13 protein-coding genes are annotated in these 15,951 nt (G+C 62.4%); 2 read left to right on the top strand and 11 right to left on the bottom strand.

Annotated features, from left to right (window positions below):
- Positions 1–75: 75 nt before the first annotated feature.
- Positions 76–1,374: an adenylosuccinate synthase gene (locus ACFOJ9_RS30130; RefSeq protein WP_378984446.1), complete on the bottom strand. Its 1,299-nt coding sequence runs from the start codon at positions 1,372–1,374 to the stop codon at positions 76–78.
- A 208-nt stretch (positions 1,375–1,582) separates the two neighbouring features.
- Here ACFOJ9_RS30130 and ACFOJ9_RS30135 point away from each other — a divergent pair, with 208 nt between their 5' ends.
- Positions 1,583–2,473, top strand: coding sequence for a DMT family transporter (locus ACFOJ9_RS30135; protein WP_378984449.1), 891 nt, complete (start codon positions 1,583–1,585; stop codon positions 2,471–2,473).
- On the opposite strand, the gene ACFOJ9_RS30140 is transcribed toward ACFOJ9_RS30135, so the two are convergent.
- From ACFOJ9_RS30140 to glmM, 7 genes are all read right to left on the bottom strand, one after another.
- Positions 2,474–2,668 carry a type II toxin-antitoxin system HicA family toxin gene (locus ACFOJ9_RS30140; RefSeq protein ID WP_378984452.1) on the bottom strand — a complete coding sequence of 65 codons (195 nt, stop codon included), beginning with the start codon at positions 2,666–2,668 and terminating at the stop codon, positions 2,474–2,476.
- Between the two features lie 36 nt (positions 2,669–2,704).
- Entirely contained in the window at positions 2,705–2,968 is a 264-nt protein-coding gene (locus ACFOJ9_RS30145; protein ID WP_378984454.1) for a DUF1902 domain-containing protein, read from the bottom strand.
- A gap of 94 nt (positions 2,969–3,062) precedes the next feature.
- Positions 3,063–4,661, bottom strand: coding sequence for a phosphoglycerate dehydrogenase (serA, locus tag ACFOJ9_RS30150; RefSeq protein ID WP_378984457.1), 1,599 nt, complete (start codon positions 4,659–4,661; stop codon positions 3,063–3,065).
- A 173-nt stretch (positions 4,662–4,834) separates the two neighbouring features.
- Positions 4,835–6,010, bottom strand: coding sequence for a phosphoserine transaminase (locus ACFOJ9_RS30155; RefSeq protein ID WP_378984460.1), 1,176 nt, complete (start codon positions 6,008–6,010; stop codon positions 4,835–4,837).
- Between the two features lie 200 nt (positions 6,011–6,210).
- A complete protein-coding gene (locus tag ACFOJ9_RS30160; RefSeq protein ID WP_378984462.1) occupies positions 6,211–6,969 on the bottom strand; it encodes an outer membrane protein in 759 nt (252 codons plus the stop codon).
- A gap of 209 nt (positions 6,970–7,178) precedes the next feature.
- Positions 7,179–8,015, bottom strand: coding sequence for an outer membrane protein (locus tag ACFOJ9_RS30165; RefSeq protein ID WP_378984465.1), 837 nt, complete (start codon positions 8,013–8,015; stop codon positions 7,179–7,181).
- 251 nt (positions 8,016–8,266) lie between these two features.
- Entirely contained in the window at positions 8,267–9,619 is a 1,353-nt protein-coding gene (gene glmM / locus ACFOJ9_RS30170) for a phosphoglucosamine mutase (protein ID WP_136618410.1), read from the bottom strand.
- A gap of 369 nt (positions 9,620–9,988) precedes the next feature.
- Here glmM and ACFOJ9_RS30175 point away from each other — a divergent pair, with 369 nt between their 5' ends.
- Positions 9,989–10,840 (top strand): hypothetical protein, encoded by an 852-nt coding sequence (locus ACFOJ9_RS30175; protein ID WP_378984468.1) that lies wholly within the window; start codon positions 9,989–9,991, stop codon positions 10,838–10,840.
- A gap of 412 nt (positions 10,841–11,252) precedes the next feature.
- Here ACFOJ9_RS30175 and ftsH read toward each other — a convergent pair whose 3' ends face one another.
- The 3 genes from ftsH to ybgF form a co-directional block, all read right to left on the bottom strand.
- Positions 11,253–13,178, bottom strand: a complete 1,926-nt coding sequence (gene ftsH / locus ACFOJ9_RS30180; RefSeq protein WP_378984470.1) for an ATP-dependent zinc metalloprotease FtsH — start codon at positions 13,176–13,178, stop codon at positions 11,253–11,255.
- Positions 13,179–13,303: 125 nt separating this feature from the next.
- The gene (gene tilS, locus ACFOJ9_RS30185) at positions 13,304–14,677 is read right to left on the bottom strand and encodes a tRNA lysidine(34) synthetase TilS (protein ID WP_378984473.1); all 1,374 of its coding nucleotides are present in this window, start codon (positions 14,675–14,677) and stop codon (positions 13,304–13,306) included.
- 58 nt (positions 14,678–14,735) lie between these two features.
- A complete protein-coding gene (ybgF, locus tag ACFOJ9_RS30190; protein WP_378984475.1) occupies positions 14,736–15,845 on the bottom strand; it encodes a tol-pal system protein YbgF in 1,110 nt (369 codons plus the stop codon).
- Positions 15,846–15,951 lie beyond the last annotated feature (106 nt).

Here is a 15,951-nt window from a genome sequence, read left to right on the forward strand (position 1 = left end):
GCTTCAGTCGACCTGTATTTTGTTCCCGCGCCGGCCCCCGCAAATCAGCCACGATGCCCGGAAAGGCTTCAGAAACTAATCTTGAAACGGATCGGTCACAAGTATCGTGTCGTCGCGTTCCGGGCTGGTGGAAAGGAGCGCGACCGGGGCGCCGATCAGCTCCTCGATGTAGCGGACATATTTGACCGCCTGGGCCGGCAGATCGTTCCAGCTGCGCGCGCCGGCGGTCGTGCCCTTCCAGCCCTCCAGCGTCTCGTAGACCGGTTCGACACGTGCCTGTGCGCCCTGGCTGGCCGGCAGATAGTCGATCATCTCGCCGTCAAGACGATAGCCCGTGCAGACCTTGATCTCGTCCAGCCCGTCGAGCACGTCGAGCTTGGTCAGCGCGATGCCTTTGATGCCGTTGACGGCGACGGCCTGGCGCACCAGCACCGCGTCGAACCAGCCGCAGCGGCGCTTGCGGCCGGTGACGACGCCGAATTCATGGCCGCGCGTGCCGAGAAACTCGCCGATCTCGTTCTTCTGCTCGGTCGGGAACGGGCCTTCGCCGACGCGCGTCGTGTAGGCCTTGGTGATGCCGAGCACATAATTGATGGCACCTGGGCCGACGCCGGAACCGGCTGCCGCTTGGCCAGCCACCGTGTTGGACGAGGTGACGAACGGATAGGTGCCGTGGTCGATATCGAGCAGCGTGCCCTGCGCACCCTCGAACAGGATGCGCTCGCCGGCCCGGCGCTTGTCGTCGAGGATTTTCCAGACCCGGTCCATATAGGGCAGGATCTCGTGCGCAACCGAAGTCAGCTCCTGCATGATCGCGTCATGCGTGACTTCCGCATGGCCAAGCCCGCGACGCAGCGCGTTGTGGTGCGTCAGCAGCCTGTCGACCTTCAAGGGGAGTGTTTCCAAATCCGCCAAATCCATCACCCTGACCGCGCGCCGGCCCACCTTGTCCTCGTAGGCGGGGCCGATGCCACGACGGGTCGTGCCAATCTTCGTGCCGGAATTGGAGGCGGCGTCCTCGCGGAATCCGTCCAGTTCCCGATGCACGGACAGGATAAGCGCTGTGTTTTCGGCTATTTTCAGGCGATCCGGCGTCACCTCGACGCCTTGCGCCTTGAGCTTGGCCACTTCGGCGACGAAAGCGTGCGGGTCGAAAACGACGCCATTGCCGATGATGGACAGCTTGCCCTGGCGCACGACGCCCGACGGAAGCAACGACAATTTGTAGACCTTGCCGTCGACGACCAGCGTGTGGCCGGCATTGTGGCCGCCCTGGAAACGCACCACGACATCGGCGCGCTCCGACAGCCAGTCGACGATCTTGCCCTTGCCTTCGTCGCCCCACTGCGAGCCGACGACCACCACATTGGCCATGTTTCTTTTCCCTTGAGACGCCGCCAAGCGGCTTGAATATGGTTCGAAACGACAGGCCTCTATAACGTCAAGACCTCGCGAGCGCGACCTTTCTTTGCCGCCGAAATTGCCTTGAGGCACAACAATTTTCGGCTTTGACATCATTTACTTGGGCGCACGGGGGCAATAGGCCGACAAACACCGCAGCTCCGGCGGCCGGAATCCCGCGATGCATCGAAGCGCCTACATATTCCTGCTGCTCACCACCTTGCTGTGGGGTGGCAACTCGGTGGCCGGCAAGCTGGCGGTCGATCACGTCTCGCCGATGACGCTCGTCTTCCTGCGCTGGGTGCTGGCCGTGGCGATCATGCTGCCGATCGGCTGGAAGACGATCCAGAAGGACTGGCCCGTGGTGCGCAAGCATTGGCTCGTGCTGGCTGCCCTCGGCGCCAGCGGCTTCACCCTGTTCAACACCATCTTCTATACGGCGCTCAACTATACGACTGCGATCAACGTCTCGATCGAACAGGCGGCGATGCCGATCCTGATCATCGTCGCCAATTTCGTCTTCTTCCGCCTGCGCGTGAACTGGGCGCAGATTGTCGGCGTCGTGCTGACCATCGCCGGCGTGATCCTGACTGCCTGCCATGGTGATCCGCGCCGGTTGTTGACGCTGGAGCTCAATTTCGGCGACGCCATCATGCTGGTCGCCGTGTTTCTCTACAGCGGCTATTCGGTCGGACTGCGGCTGAAGCCAGTGATGCATTGGCAAAGCCTAATGCTGGCCCTGTCGGTTGCCGCACTCATCACCTCGTTGCCCTTCTTCCTGTGGGAGATCGCCGCCGGCAAGGTCATCGTGCCCGACGCACGTGGCTGGACAGTTATCGTCTATACCGCGATTGGCGCATCGGTCATCTCGCAGATCTTTTATATCAGGGGCAATGAGTTGATCGGCGCCAACCGCGCCGGCCTGTTCATCAATCTGGTGCCGATCTTCGGCACGCTGCTTTCGGTGCTGATCGTCGGCGAGACGTTCCAGCTCTATCAGGCAATGGCTTTGGTGCTCGTGCTGGGCGGTATCGGGCTCGCCGAATACAGCGGGCGCAAGGCAGCAAAATAGTCAAAAGGCTTTTAGCAGGCCAGCGTCCTTCAAAATGTCGTTGGCGAGATGTCGGGACTTCAAAAACGTAACCAATGTAACGCGTTGTTGGGTCTCGGGATTGTACCAAACCTCATGGTCGCCCTTGCCTTGCCGCAACAATCTCCAACCTGCCTCTGTGAGTAATTTCTTTAGTGGCTTGGCAAAATTCTGCATTCTCGCCCACTGACCTCAAAGAATCTTGAGCGCATTCTAAGCGGATTTCGGAGGTGTAGACTTATTGTGGAGATTATCCGCTGCGAGTGGGTTAGACGCGGTTGAAATGTCGTGAACCACAAGTTCAACGTCGAGTTCCTCGGCATCCTCTAAGTCGAGCAAATCCGGTAGCACCGCCAATATCCGCTGACGCAAATCGTCGAGAGATTCGCTTTCGGTCGCCAGTCCGGTCTTGCCTCGCGAAATCGCGTACCAGACCGACGCCTCGTTGTCCCAACGGACATCAACAACCAGTTTCATCTTCGTGTCTCCGCAGCCAGATAATACATCAAGGCATCAAAAACGAAAGGCGCGGACAGTTCCGCGCCTTTCAAATCCTTGCCAGAGGCAGGGATCACATCGCGTTGATGTCGAACTGCAGCCGTTTGGCCGAGTCGATCGACTTGTGCGCCTTGATCTGCTCCAGCACATTCTCCGGGAACGGCGCATCGAGATAGAGCAGCGCGATGGCATCGCCGCCCGGCCGGTTGCGGCCAAGCTGGAAGTTGGCGATGTTGACGCCGTTCTCGCCGCATACGGTGCCCAGCAGGCCGATGATGCCCGGCGCATCGGCATTGGTGGTGTAGAGCATGTGCTGGCCGACCTCGGCATCGAGATTGATGCCCTTGATCTGGATGAAGCGCGGCTTGCCGTCGGAGAAGCAGGTGCCGGCGATCGAGCGCGTCTTGTGCTCGGTCGTGACCGTCAGCTTGATGTAGCCGTCGAACACGCCCGACTTGTCGCGCTTGACCTCGGCGACGATGATGCCGCGCTCCTTCACCATGATCGGCGCCGACACCATGTTGACGTCGGCGACCTGCGGCCGGATCAGTCCGGCAAGGGTAGCGCTGATCAGCGCGCGCGTGTTCATCGTCGCGGTCGAGCCGTCGAACAGAATCTCGACCTCCTTGATCGGGTCTTCGGTGACCTGGCCGACAAAGGCGCCGAGCACTTCGGCGAGCTTGACGAACGGCTTCAGGCGCGGCGCTTCCTCGGCGGTGATCGACGGCATGTTGATGGCGTTGGAGACGGCGCCCTTGATCAGGTAATCGGCCATCTGTTCGGCGACCTGCAGCGCGACATTCTCTTGCGCTTCCGCCGTCGAGGCGCCGAGATGCGGCGTCGCCACCACGTTCTCCATGCCGAACAATGTGTTCTGTTCGGCCGGTTCGACCTCGAACACGTCGACGCCGACGCCGGCCACCTTGCCGCTCTTCAGCGCCGCGACCAGGTCGGCCTCGACGATCAGCCCGCCACGCGCGCAGTTGATGATGCGCACGCCGTTCTTCATCTTGGCGATTGCCGCCGCATCGATGATGTTGCGCGTCTTGTCGGTCAGCGGCGTGTGCAGCGTGATGAAGTCGGCACGGGCGAACAGTTCGTCCAACTCGACCTTGTCGACGCCGAGTTCCTCGGCACGGCTGTCCGACAGGAACGGATCGAAGGCGACGACATGCATCTTCAGCCCAACGCCGCGCGTCGCGACGATCGAGCCGATATTGCCGCAGCCGATGACACCCAGCGTCTTGCCGGTGATCTCGACGCCCATGAAGCGGTTCTTTTCCCATTTGCCGGCATGGGTCGAGGCGTTGGCTTCCGGAATCTGGCGCGCCAGCGCGAAGATCATCGCGACCGCGTGTTCGGCTGTCGTGATCGAATTGCCGAAGGGCGTGTTCATCACGATGATGCCCTTGCGGCTCGCCGCCGGGATATCGACGTTGTCGACGCCGATGCCGGCGCGGCCGATAACCCTGAGATTGGTGGCGGCGTTGATCAGCTTTTCGGTGACCTTGGTCGCCGAGCGGATGGCGAGGCCATCATACTGGCTGATCACTTCGAGCAGCTTTTCCTTGTCCTTGCCGAGATCGGGAAGATAGTCGACCTCGACGCCGCGATCCTTGAATATCTGCACGGCGGTGGTTGAGAGTTTGTCTGAGACGAGAACGCGAGGCATGGGTTTGATCCTTTGCGATTGGCATTCCTCCCCTTGAGGAGAGGGTCGGCGCGAAGCGCCGGGGTGGGGTCGGTGCGGCCGGACGCGGCCAAATCTTCTGGACGGTGGATCGTTGAGCGGGTGGAGAGGACCCCACCGGCCCTTTGGGCCACCCTCCCCTCAAGGGGGAGGGATCAGGCCGCTGCTTTGAGCGACGCCTTCTGTGCGGCGAAGGCCCAGTCGAGCCAAGGCAGCAGCGCTTCGATATCCGACGTCTCGACCGTCGCGCCACACCAGATACGCAGGCCGGGCGGTGCGTCGCGATAGGCGCCGATATCGTAGGCGACACCTTCCTTGTCGAGCACCGACACCAGCCCCTTGGCGAAAGCCGCCTGCCCGTCGGCGTCGAGCGCGGACACATCCGGGTCGGTGAAGGACAGGCACACGGATGTGTTCGACCGCGTCGCCGGCACGGCGGCGAGATGGCCGAGCCATGAGGACTTGCCGACAAAGCCATCGAGGACGGCCGCATTGGCATCCGCCCGGGCGATCAGCGCATCGAGGCCACCGGTCGACTTCGCCCAGTTGAGCGCGTCGAGATAGTCCTCGACGCACAGCATCGAGGGGGTGTTGATGGTCTCGCCCTTGAAGATGCCTTCGATCAGCTTGCCGCCCGATGTCAGGCGGAAGATTTTCGGCAGCGGCCATGAAGGCTTGTAGGTCTCCAGCCGCTCGACGGCGCGTGGGCTGAGAATGAGCATGCCGTGTGCGCCCTCGCCGCCCAGCACCTTCTGCCAGGAGAAGGTGACGACATCGAGTTTCTCGAAATCGAGTCTCTGTGCGAAGGCGGCCGAAGTCGCGTCGCAGATGGTCAGGCCCTTGCGGTCCGCGGGAATGAAATCGCCGTTCGGCACGCGCACGCCGGACGTGGTGCCGTTCCAGGTGAAGACCACATCGCGGTCGAAATCGATCTTTGTGAGGTCGGGCAGTTCGCCGTAGCCGGCTTCGATCTTGCGCACGTCGGCAAGCTTCAATTGCTTGACCACGTCGGTGACCCAGCCGGAGCCAAAGCTCTCCCAGGCGACCATGTCGACGCCGCGCTCGCCGAGCAGCGACCACAGCGCCATCTCGACAGCGCCAGTGTCCGACGCCGGCACGATGCCAATGCGGTAACCCGCCGGGACCTGGAGAATTTCCCGCGTCAGCTCGATCGCCTGTTCGAGCTTGGTCTTGCCGATCTTGGCGCGGTGGGAACGGCCGAGCGCAGCATTTCTTAGTGCCTCGACCGACCAGCCAGGGCGTTTTGCGCAGGGACCTGAGGAAAAATTGGGGTTTGCCGGACGGAGTCCGGGCTTCGTATGCGTCGTCATCGTGGTCTATCCTTCCAGATAGTGGCCCCTCGTTGGGGAGGGGTGGCCCACGGACGGCGATATGCGTTCAGGCTTCGGGCGTCAAGAGGAAAGTTTTTGTCGCTGTCGGGATACCGGCGATCTGTGATCGGGACGTCGTGACCTCAAACACAAACGGCGGACCCGAAGATCCGCCGTCCTGATCCTCGTGCTCGCGGCGCCTACCAGAGGTCGTAGCGCAGCCCGACCTTGACCTGATGATTGCTGATCCCCTTGCGGATCGGATAGGAATCCAGGCTCTCGGCCGTCACGTACTCGGCATTGGGGGCAGAAAAATACTGATAGCCCAGATCGACGGAGACATTCTTCGACAGCTGATAGGCAAGGCCCGCATTCAGCGTATAGGCCAGGGAGTACTGGATCTTGCTGTCGCTCACCACGAAATCGTCCGTGTCATCGCCATTGTCGGTGAGATAGCTTGCCGACAGGCTGCGCTTGCTGCGGACGACACCGATACCGGCGCCGAGATAGGGCGTGATCCCGACATAGGTGCCAAGATCGACATAGCCATTGAGCATGCCCGAGAAGGCGTAGTTCCGCAGGGACGCCGATGCCACGGTCGGCTCTGCCGCAGTCGCTGAATCGTCATAGCCGACGCCGATCTTGTTGCCGGGCAGATAGCCGAGATTGAGGTCGGCGCGCAGATAGTCGTTGAAATGGTAGCCGAAGCCGATGCTGGCAAAGATCGGATCTTCCTTGTTGCTGAAGCTCGCCGTCGCGGAGGCAAAATCCTCATTATCGAAGCTCTTTTGCGGCAGATAGGAAACATCGCCGCGCAGATACCAGCCGGAACCGACCTCGACCGGGACATAGTCGGGCGCCTGGTCGACATAGATCGGGGGATCGTAATCGGCCGCGTGCACGGGCGTCAGCGGTGCGAGGGCGAGTGCGACAAGCGCCATACGCAATGTGAGTTTCATGGTCCCCGACTCCCGAATTTGGCGCCGCCTGCAATCGCAACGGCAGCCATCGTTTCAAGGAGTATTGTTAACCATAGTGGTTAAGTGCCGGTTAAGGCTAACAGAGCGTTAGCGAATTCATTTCCGGCAGAGTTTTCATTCCAGACGGCCCAAACGAAAACCGCCCGGCTTGGCACCGGGCGGTTCGCGAACTTTCGAGCGTTGAAGTGTTACTTGGTGTAGACCGGCTCGGGTTCGGGCTGATAGGCCACCACCGGAGCGGCGCAACCATTGTTGCCACCGAACTGATAGCGCAGGCCACCGCGCACTTCATGTGTGTTGATGCCACGGTCGAAGCCCGGCCCGGCGCTGCTTGCATCCCACTCGAACATGCGGCCGCCCTGGATATGGGAGAACCGGTAGCCTGCATCGAGGATCACCTTGTCGGTCAGGCAGTAGGATGCACCGGCCATGACCGCGTAGGCGAAACGCCAGTTGGACGTTCCCGGATTGGTCTCGGTGGTGTTCGGGTCGTAGACAGTATCCCACTTGACGCGAGCACCGCCGATGCCGGCACCGACGTAAGGCGTGATGCCATGATAGCTGCCGAGATCGACATAGGCATTGGCCAGCAGCAGTAAGGCGCTCATCTTCGACACTTCGGTCGAAGTCGTGAGCAGATCCGAGGTGCCGCCGTTGAAGTTCGACTTGAACCAGTAGTCGGCGGTCAGATCGGTACGGAAGTGGTCGTTGATTTTGTAGCCGACGCCGGCGCCGAGCGAGAACCCGCCCTTGAGCTTGCCGAAATCGAAACTTCTGGTGCCGGGCGTGACCGTACAGTTACAGGGATCGACGGTGTAGGTCATATAGTCGATGCCACGCACAGTCGACTTGTGATAGTCGATGTCGCCGCGGATGTACCAGCCGCCGACTTCGACCGGCTGCTCGTAGACGGCCTGAGGCGGAGCCTCTTCGACCATCGGTTCCGACAGGTCGGCTGCGAACACCGGTCCTGCCAGGCCTGCGAACAGGAAGGCGAGCAGAACCTTTCTTGCTGTCTTGAACATGCTTGTCACCCCTGAGAAGCTCGGAACGGCAAATCCGCCCGAAATGCGATTGGCTTTCAGTCGTGGATAATGAATTGCAAAGGTTAAAAGGCGTTTAACCCTGTTGCTTAACCACGAATCTCGAAACTTCGAGGAATCGGGCGCGATTCCCGGAGATCGGAATCGACCGCCGGGCCAACGAAAAAGCCCGCCGGAAAGGCGGGCTTTGAGCTGGCGAAGGTGTGCGGAGCGATGCCCTGCCGGGCGCGGGATCAGGCGGCGCTGCGCGTTTCCGAAATGACTTCAACGATGCCGTTGACGACGGACTCGACCAGCTGCGGGTCGTCGCCCTCGGCCATGACGCGGATCAGCGGCTCTGTGCCGGATGGCCGGATAACCAGCCGTCCGGCCTTGCCGAGGCGGTGGCGGGCGTCTTCGATGGCTGCCTTGACGGGCGCTTCCTCGAGCGGCTTGCCGCCCGAAATATGGACGTTCTTGAGAAGCTGCGGCACCGGTTCGAATTTCTTCGACAATTCGCTGACCGGCCGGCCCTGCCGCTTGATGCAGGCCAGCACTTGCAGCGCCGAAACGAGGCCGTCGCCGGTGGTCGAGAAATCCGACAGCACGATATGGCCGGATTGTTCGCCACCGACATTCAGCCCATGCGCGCGCATATGTTCGACGACATAACGGTCGCCGACCTTGGTGCGGTGCAATTGCAGCTTCATGTCGCCGAGGAAGCGCTCGAGGCCGAGATTGGACATGACCGTCGAAACGACGCCGCCGCCGGCAAGCCGCCCGCTCTGGTGCCAGGATTCGGCGATCAGCGCCATGATCTGGTCGCCATCGACGATCGCGCCGTTCTCATCGACAATGACGACACGGTCGGCATCACCATCGAGCGCGATACCGATGTCGGCGCGCACTTCGTGCACTTTCTTCTGCAGGCCGGCGGGATGCGTCGAGCCGCATTCCTTGTTGATGTTGAAGCCGTTGGGCTCGACATTGATGGCGACGACTTCGGCGCCCAGTTCCCACAGCGCCTCGGGCGCCACCTTGTAGGCGGCGCCATTGGCGCAATCGACGACGATTCTCAAGCCCGAGAGTGACATCGAGCGCGGCAAGGTGCGCTTGGCGAATTCGATGTAGCGGTCATGCACGCCGTCGACGCGCTTGGCGCGGCCAAGCCCGTCGGAATCGGCGAGCGCCAGTTCGATATCCTTGTCGAGCATGCTCTCGATGCGCTCCTCGATCTCGTCGGAGAGCTTGTAGCCGTCGGGTCCGAACAGCTTGATGCCGTTGTCGTAATAGGGATTGTGCGAAGCCGAGATCATGACGCCGATATCGGCACGCAGCGAACGCACCAGCATAGCGACCGCCGGCGTCGGGATCGGGCCGAGAAGGAACACGTCCATGCCGGCGGCACAGAGACCGGCGACCATGGCATTCTCGATCATATAGCCGGAAAGCCTGGTGTCCTTGCCGAGCACGACGCGGTGGCGATGGCTGCCGCGCTGGAAGGAGAGGCCGGCGGCCATGCCGACCCGCATCGCGATTTCCGCGGTCATCGGAAACTTGTTGGCGCGCCCGCGAATGCCGTCCGTGCCGAAATAATTCCCTGCCATGCTAGCCCGTTTCCTCGACGTTTCTTCCCCGGCACGTCATGCCACAATTGGCCAGGGCGCTATGATCACATTGTGTGATTATATGTTACCAATCCTTAGAAAATCATTGTTGTGCAGTGCACACAACCTGGCTGCAACCTAACATGCCGAGACTGCCATATTGCAATATACCAGTCATGCGAGCCTTTCAGCGCAGAAGCACCTGGAAAATCTTGCTCTGAAGCTGGCAACGCGCAACGATTTCATCACCTTATCGGGAGAAGCCCAGTTTTCGGCGCTATATACGCCACTTAGCATCTGGCGCAACCGACCGTTGAGCGTTATTGATTCGCAGGGACGTATCATGGGCTGCTGCAACGGAGAAACGCTATGCTCATCCACCGACTTGCCACTTTGACCGGCCTCGCCGTCGCGACCTTGTTCCTGGCCGCGCCAGCCAACGCACTGACGATGGCCGAGTGCAGCACGAAGTACAACGCCGCCAAGGATGCGGGGACACTCGCCGGGGCGACCTGGAACCAGTTCCGCAAGGCCCAGTGCGGCACCGATGCCGCGGCGACGACCGACACCAAGCCAGCCGACACCAAGAAAGCAACCGACACCAAGAAGGCTGCCGAGACGAAGCCGGCCAAGGCAGCCGCTGCGGCGGACGACAGCACGGCCAAGGGCCTGACGGCGAAGGAATGCAGCACCAAGTACCAGGCGGCGAAGGCTGCCGGTACGCTGAACAGCATGAAGTGGAACGACTTCCGCAAGTCCGAATGCGCCGCCGGCGCATCCGCCGCCGCCACCGCCAAGCCGGCAACCACCAAGGCCGCTGCGGCTCCCGCCGACGATGGCGGCAAGGGTCTGTCCATGGCCGAATGCAGCACCAAGTACCAGGCTGCCAAGACGGCCAACACGCTGAAAGGCATGAAGTGGAACGACTTCCGCAAGACCGAATGCGGCGCCGGCGCATCGGATGACGACACCGTGCCGGCCGCCGACGAGGCGAGCTACACCAAGGAGCCGGCAAAGCCGACGACGGCTGCGCCCAAGGGCATCACCTTCCCGTCCGCGATCTCGCCGAAATATGCCAGCGAGACCCCCGGAAAAGGCCGCATGCATACTTGCCTCGACCAGTACTATGCCCTTAAGGACGCCAATGCGCTTGGCGGCTTGAAGTGGATCCAGAAGGGCGGCGGCTTCTACAGCCTGTGCAACGCCAAGCTGAAGAGCTGAACGCAGTAGAAATCTGAACAAGAAAAGGCCCGCGAGCCGCAAGGTTCGCGGGCCTTTTTTGTTGCCTTCGAGGGCACGCCAGCGGCGACGTTGCCAATCTCCCCCCTTGCGGGGGAGATGTCCGGCAGGACAGAGGGGGGTGCTGTCCCGCCGACCAGTCAACAGTCACAGCCCACGCCTTCACCGATTGCGGATAAAGAAAGAACGGGATTAATTGGAAGGGTAGGCGATCCTTCACACCCCCTCTGCCCTGCCGGGCATCTCCCCCGCAAGGGGGGAGATTGGCCGTCACGCCGGCTTTCGCCAATCGTCACCGTCGCAGATGCGAGGTCGCGGACAACTCCTCCCCAACCCCAAAAACAAAAAACGCCGCGGACCAAGCCGCGGCGTTCGATGAAATCAGTGGCCGAACTCAGCTTGACGGCTGCGGTTCCATGCCGCCTTCGGGTTCGGGTCCCTTCTTGCGGCGGCCGGACTTCGGAACGGCCGAGCCACGGCTTGGCGGCGTATCGTCGCCAAGGTCGCGCGCGGGCTTGTGGCCGGCGATCAACTGCTTGATCTCCTCGCCGGACAGCGTCTCGTATTCCAGCAGGCCCTGCGCCAGCGCGATCCATTCCTTCTTCTTCTTGGTCAGGATGGACTTCGCCGTCGAATAGGCCTCGTCGATCAGGCGGCGCACTTCGGCGTCGATGATCTGCGCGGTCTCTTCCGAGACGTTCTGCGTGCGCGCCACCGAATGACCCAGGAACACTTCCTCCTGGTTGTCGCCATAGGCGACGTGGCCGAGCTTGTCGGAAAAGCCCCAGCGCGTGACCATGGCGCGCGCCAGCTTGGTCGCCTGCTCGATGTCGGAGGAGGCGCCCGAGGTGATGTTTTCCTTGCCGAACTTGAACTCCTCGGCGACACGGCCACCCATCATGATGGCGAGCCGCGAGATCATGTATTTGTAACTCATCGAATAGCGGTCGCCTTCCGGCAACTGCATGACCATGCCGAGCGCGCGGCCACGCGGGATGATGGTGGCCTTGTGCAGAGGATCGGCCGACGGCACGTTGAGCGCGAGGATGGCATGGCCGGCCTCGTGGTAGGCGGTGAGCTCCTTCTCGGCCTGGGTCATGGCCGACGAGCGGCGCTCGGCGCCCATCATGATCTTGTCCTTGGCGTCCTCGAATTCGGCCATGGTGACGAGGCGCTTGTTACGGCGTGCCGCCATCAGCGCGGACTCGTTGACGAGGTTCGCCAGGTCGGCGCCGGAGAAGCCCGGCGTACCACGCGCGATCACCTTGAGGTCGACATTGGGCGCCAGCGGCACGTTGCGCACATGCACCTTGAGGATCTTCTCGCGGCCGACGATGTCGGGGTTCGGCACCACGACCTGGCGGTCGAAGCGGCCTGGCCTGAGCAATGCCGGATCGAGCACGTCGGGCCGGTTGGTGGCGGCGATCAGGATGATGCTTTCGTTGGATTCGAAGCCGTCCATCTCGACCAGCAGCTGGTTCAGCGTCTGCTCGCGTTCGTCATTGCCGCCGCCGAGGCCAGCGCCGCGATGGCGGCCGACGGCATCGATTTCGTCGATGAAGATGATGCAGGGCGCATTCTTCTTGGCCTGGTCGAACATGTCGCGGACGCGGCTTGCACCGACGCCGACGAACATCTCGACGAAGTCCGAACCGGAAATGGTGAAGAACGGCACATTGGCTTCGCCGGCAACCGAACGGGCGAGCAGCGTCTTGCCGGTTCCCGGAGGACCGACGAGCAGCACGCCGCGCGGAATCTTGCCGCCGAGCCGCTGGAACTTCTGCGGATCACGCAGGAACTCGACGATCTCTTCCAGATCTTCCTTGGCTTCATCGACGCCGGCCACGTCCTGGAAAGTGACGCGACCATGCGCCTCGGTCAGAAGCTTGGCCTTCGACTTCCCGAAGCCCATGGCGCGCCCGGATCCGGACTGCATCTGGCGCATGAAGAATATCCAGACGCCGAGGATGAGGATCATCGGCAGCCACGAGATCAGATAGCCGAACAGCGAATTGGAGCCGTCGGTCTCAGGCCGCGCGTTGATGGTGACGTTCTTGTCCTGCAGCCGCGAGACCAGCGACGGATCGCCGGGCGAATAGGTCTGGAAGCCGCTGGCATTGTCGGTGTAGGTGCCGGTGATGCGGGCCCCCGCAATGGTCACTGTCTTGACCCGGCCCGCCGCGACGTCCTGCAGGAACTGCGAATATGGCACATCGCTGGAAGCCCCTCGCGTCTGCGGCGTTTGGAACAGATTGAACAGGGCGATGAGCAGGACCGCTATGATCGCCCAGAGCGCGAGGTTGCGATAGTTCGGATTCATCAATTGTCCCGTTGGCGTCCGCGGGGCGGACACGCGTCATGAGAGGAAACTTGCGCCTAACATAGGGAGAGCGTCTCCCATTGCCAAGCATAACAGCACGTCTGGGTTAAGCTTTCGCGCAACCATCAACCGGCACTGTGGCCGCTGAAAGGCAAGGGTGGAACCGGGGTCGTGCCAATCAACCCGGCAACGGCCCGCGCCGGCGCCAGATCGAAGGACGGCAGGAAGCGGGCAAAGGGCGCAACGACCGGCCGCGCTTCAACCGCCATTGGCGCCCGACTTTCCCCCGACAAATCAAGGCATTCACCTGCTGGCCACAATGCCGGCTCGGCGGCGAGCGCGGCGCGCATCAGGCTCGGCGGGGTTTTTCCTTCGTCCATCGCCAGTCGCTTCGCTGCGGCTGCGCCGAACGGGGCAATCAACAATGCGCCGCTGCTGTCGTTCAATGTGATGTGCCGGCGGCCATCCCAGAGGGCGCGGCCGGTGGCGGCAACGGGGGCCGGCAAGTCGCGCGCCTCGCGGCGCAGGAAGATGCCGGCGCGCCGGGAATCGACAACCGTCCGCGACAATGTGGCGCAAAGAAATCCAGCCCTCAGCCGGCCGAACAGCGCCTCGCTGCGCGCCTGATACGGCAGGAAGGCAATCCCGCCGGTCGTGGCCAGCAGGATGCGCAACGCATAGACGGCCGCCCGCTCGTCACCGGCTGAAAGCAGGCACGGGTCGAGGCGGATGAGACCGATGGATGGATGGATGGCGAAGCGATCGATCAAATCGGCGGCGCTGGCGCCAAGCTGCCTACGCTCGACGGCGGCCTGGCCGGCGAGCATCAACGTGCCCTCCATATACTCGACACTCTCGCCGGCAAGTGCGGCGCGCACACGCGGCCGCTCGAAGGCCTCGTCGATATTGGTCGGATCATCGGCCCAGCCGACATGTTCACGCCGCAAGAAATCGCGAAGCGCCGAGCGTCGCGTGCCCAGAAGCGGGCGAACGATCCACTCGCGCCAGTTATAGAGGGTGCCCGGTGCCATGCCGGCAAGCCCGCGGCCTGCCGTGTCGGCATGGCCGCGGCCCTCGTCCCGCGCGTGCCGCATCAGCACCGTTTCCGCCTGGTCGTCGGCGGTATGGCCGGTGAGGATCAGGCCGATGCCTTCCGCTTGTGCCGCTTCGGCCAGCAGCCGGTAGCGCGCTTCGCGCGCGGCGGCGGGCAGGCCGGTCGACGGCTTGGGGCCCGACCATGCCAGGATGCGGTGTGGAATTCCATATGTGGCGCACAGCTTCGCCACCGCTTGCGCTTCCGCTGCCGAACCGGGTCGCAAACCGTGGTCGATCGTCACCGCCAGCAGCTTCGTTGCCGGCGCCGTGCGGTCTAGATGGTGTTTGAGGAGAAGGAGCAGGGCGGTCGAGTCGCTGCCGCCGGACACGGCCGCAACAGCGCCGCTGGTAAAATCGATATGCGAAAAAAGACTGGTCGAAAGATCAGGCTCGGTGTCGAGCATCAGTGCATGTCGCCCAAAAGTGGCCCCGGTTTTGGGACAACGACATGCATGACAAGGATCAGCACGCAGCCAGAGCCTTCTCCTGCTTGACGCGTTCCTTGAGCGCACTGGAAATATCGGGATAACGCTTGCCGACCTCACCGAAGGTGGCGCAGGCAACGTCATGCTGCTTGAGGCCGACCAGCGACACGCCGAGCTTCAGCAACATGTCGGGAGCCTTCTTGGCCTTGGGGTAGTCCTTGCTGGCGGCAAGGAAAGTCTCGGCAGCGTCGCGGTATTTCTGCTGGCCAAGCAGTGACTCGCCCAGCCAGTAATGCGCGTCCGCTGCCTTTGCATCCTTGGGGAAGCGAGCGATATGGTCGCGAAAGCCCTGCTCGGCGGTGCCGTAGTCGCCCGAGAGGATGAACTGGTAGGAGTTGCGGTAGAGCTCCTCCGGATCGTTGGTGGCGGGCAACGCCGCGATCACCGTATCGGATTTGCCGGCCTTGGGCGGCGCGCCAGTGACTGGCGCGGTATCCTGCGCCGGCGCGGTCGCCTGCGTGTTGCCTCCGGCATCGATGACATTGCCGTTCTTGTCGACAGTAATGGTTCCAAACGTCTTTTCCGGCGCCCCCGCACCGGGAATAACCTTGCCGGGGTCGCCATCGGGCGATTCGACGATGACGTCCTCGACCGTCTTGCCGCCTGCTGACTGATCGTTGCCGGGCGCGGCGCCGGCAGCGGCCGGCGCCTGTGTTGCCGGGGCCGCCGCCACGTCGCTGTCGGTGCCGGTGGTGGCGTCCGATTTCTTCTGTGCCGGTGGCTGGGCGCCTTGCGTGCCGCCGCCTTCAAGCTGCTGGAAGCGGAATTCGTTGTCTTCCTGCTGCTTGCGGATCTGCTCCTGCATCTGCAGGACCTGGAAATTGAGTTCCTCGATCTTGCCGTTCATCTGCCGCAGCTGCTCTTCCAGGCTGGTGACGGCGGCAGGATCGGACTGCACCATCTGGACCTGATCCGGCTTCTTCTTTTGGCCGAAGAGGCTGGGCAATTCGATGCTGGGCAGATGGAAGGAAAAGCCGCTGTCGGTTGATTGCCCTGTGCCGCTAGCGCCCAAGCCGCTAGCCAGGGCGGTGACGCCTGATAGGAGCAGCAGCGCAAGCGTGCCGCTCAGAACCGATCTCAAATGCATGTGCCTCTCGCCGTGATTTCGTTAGCTTGTTCGCGCCTTCCAATCAGAATGGGACCAGCCAAGCGCCCTCGGCTCATAGCAGGAGCCGAGACTTCGGCCAAATTTT

Source organism: Mesorhizobium cantuariense, from assembly GCF_042647205.1.
In the GTDB taxonomy this organism is placed as follows: Bacteria; Pseudomonadota; Alphaproteobacteria; order Rhizobiales; family Rhizobiaceae; genus Mesorhizobium; species Mesorhizobium cantuariense.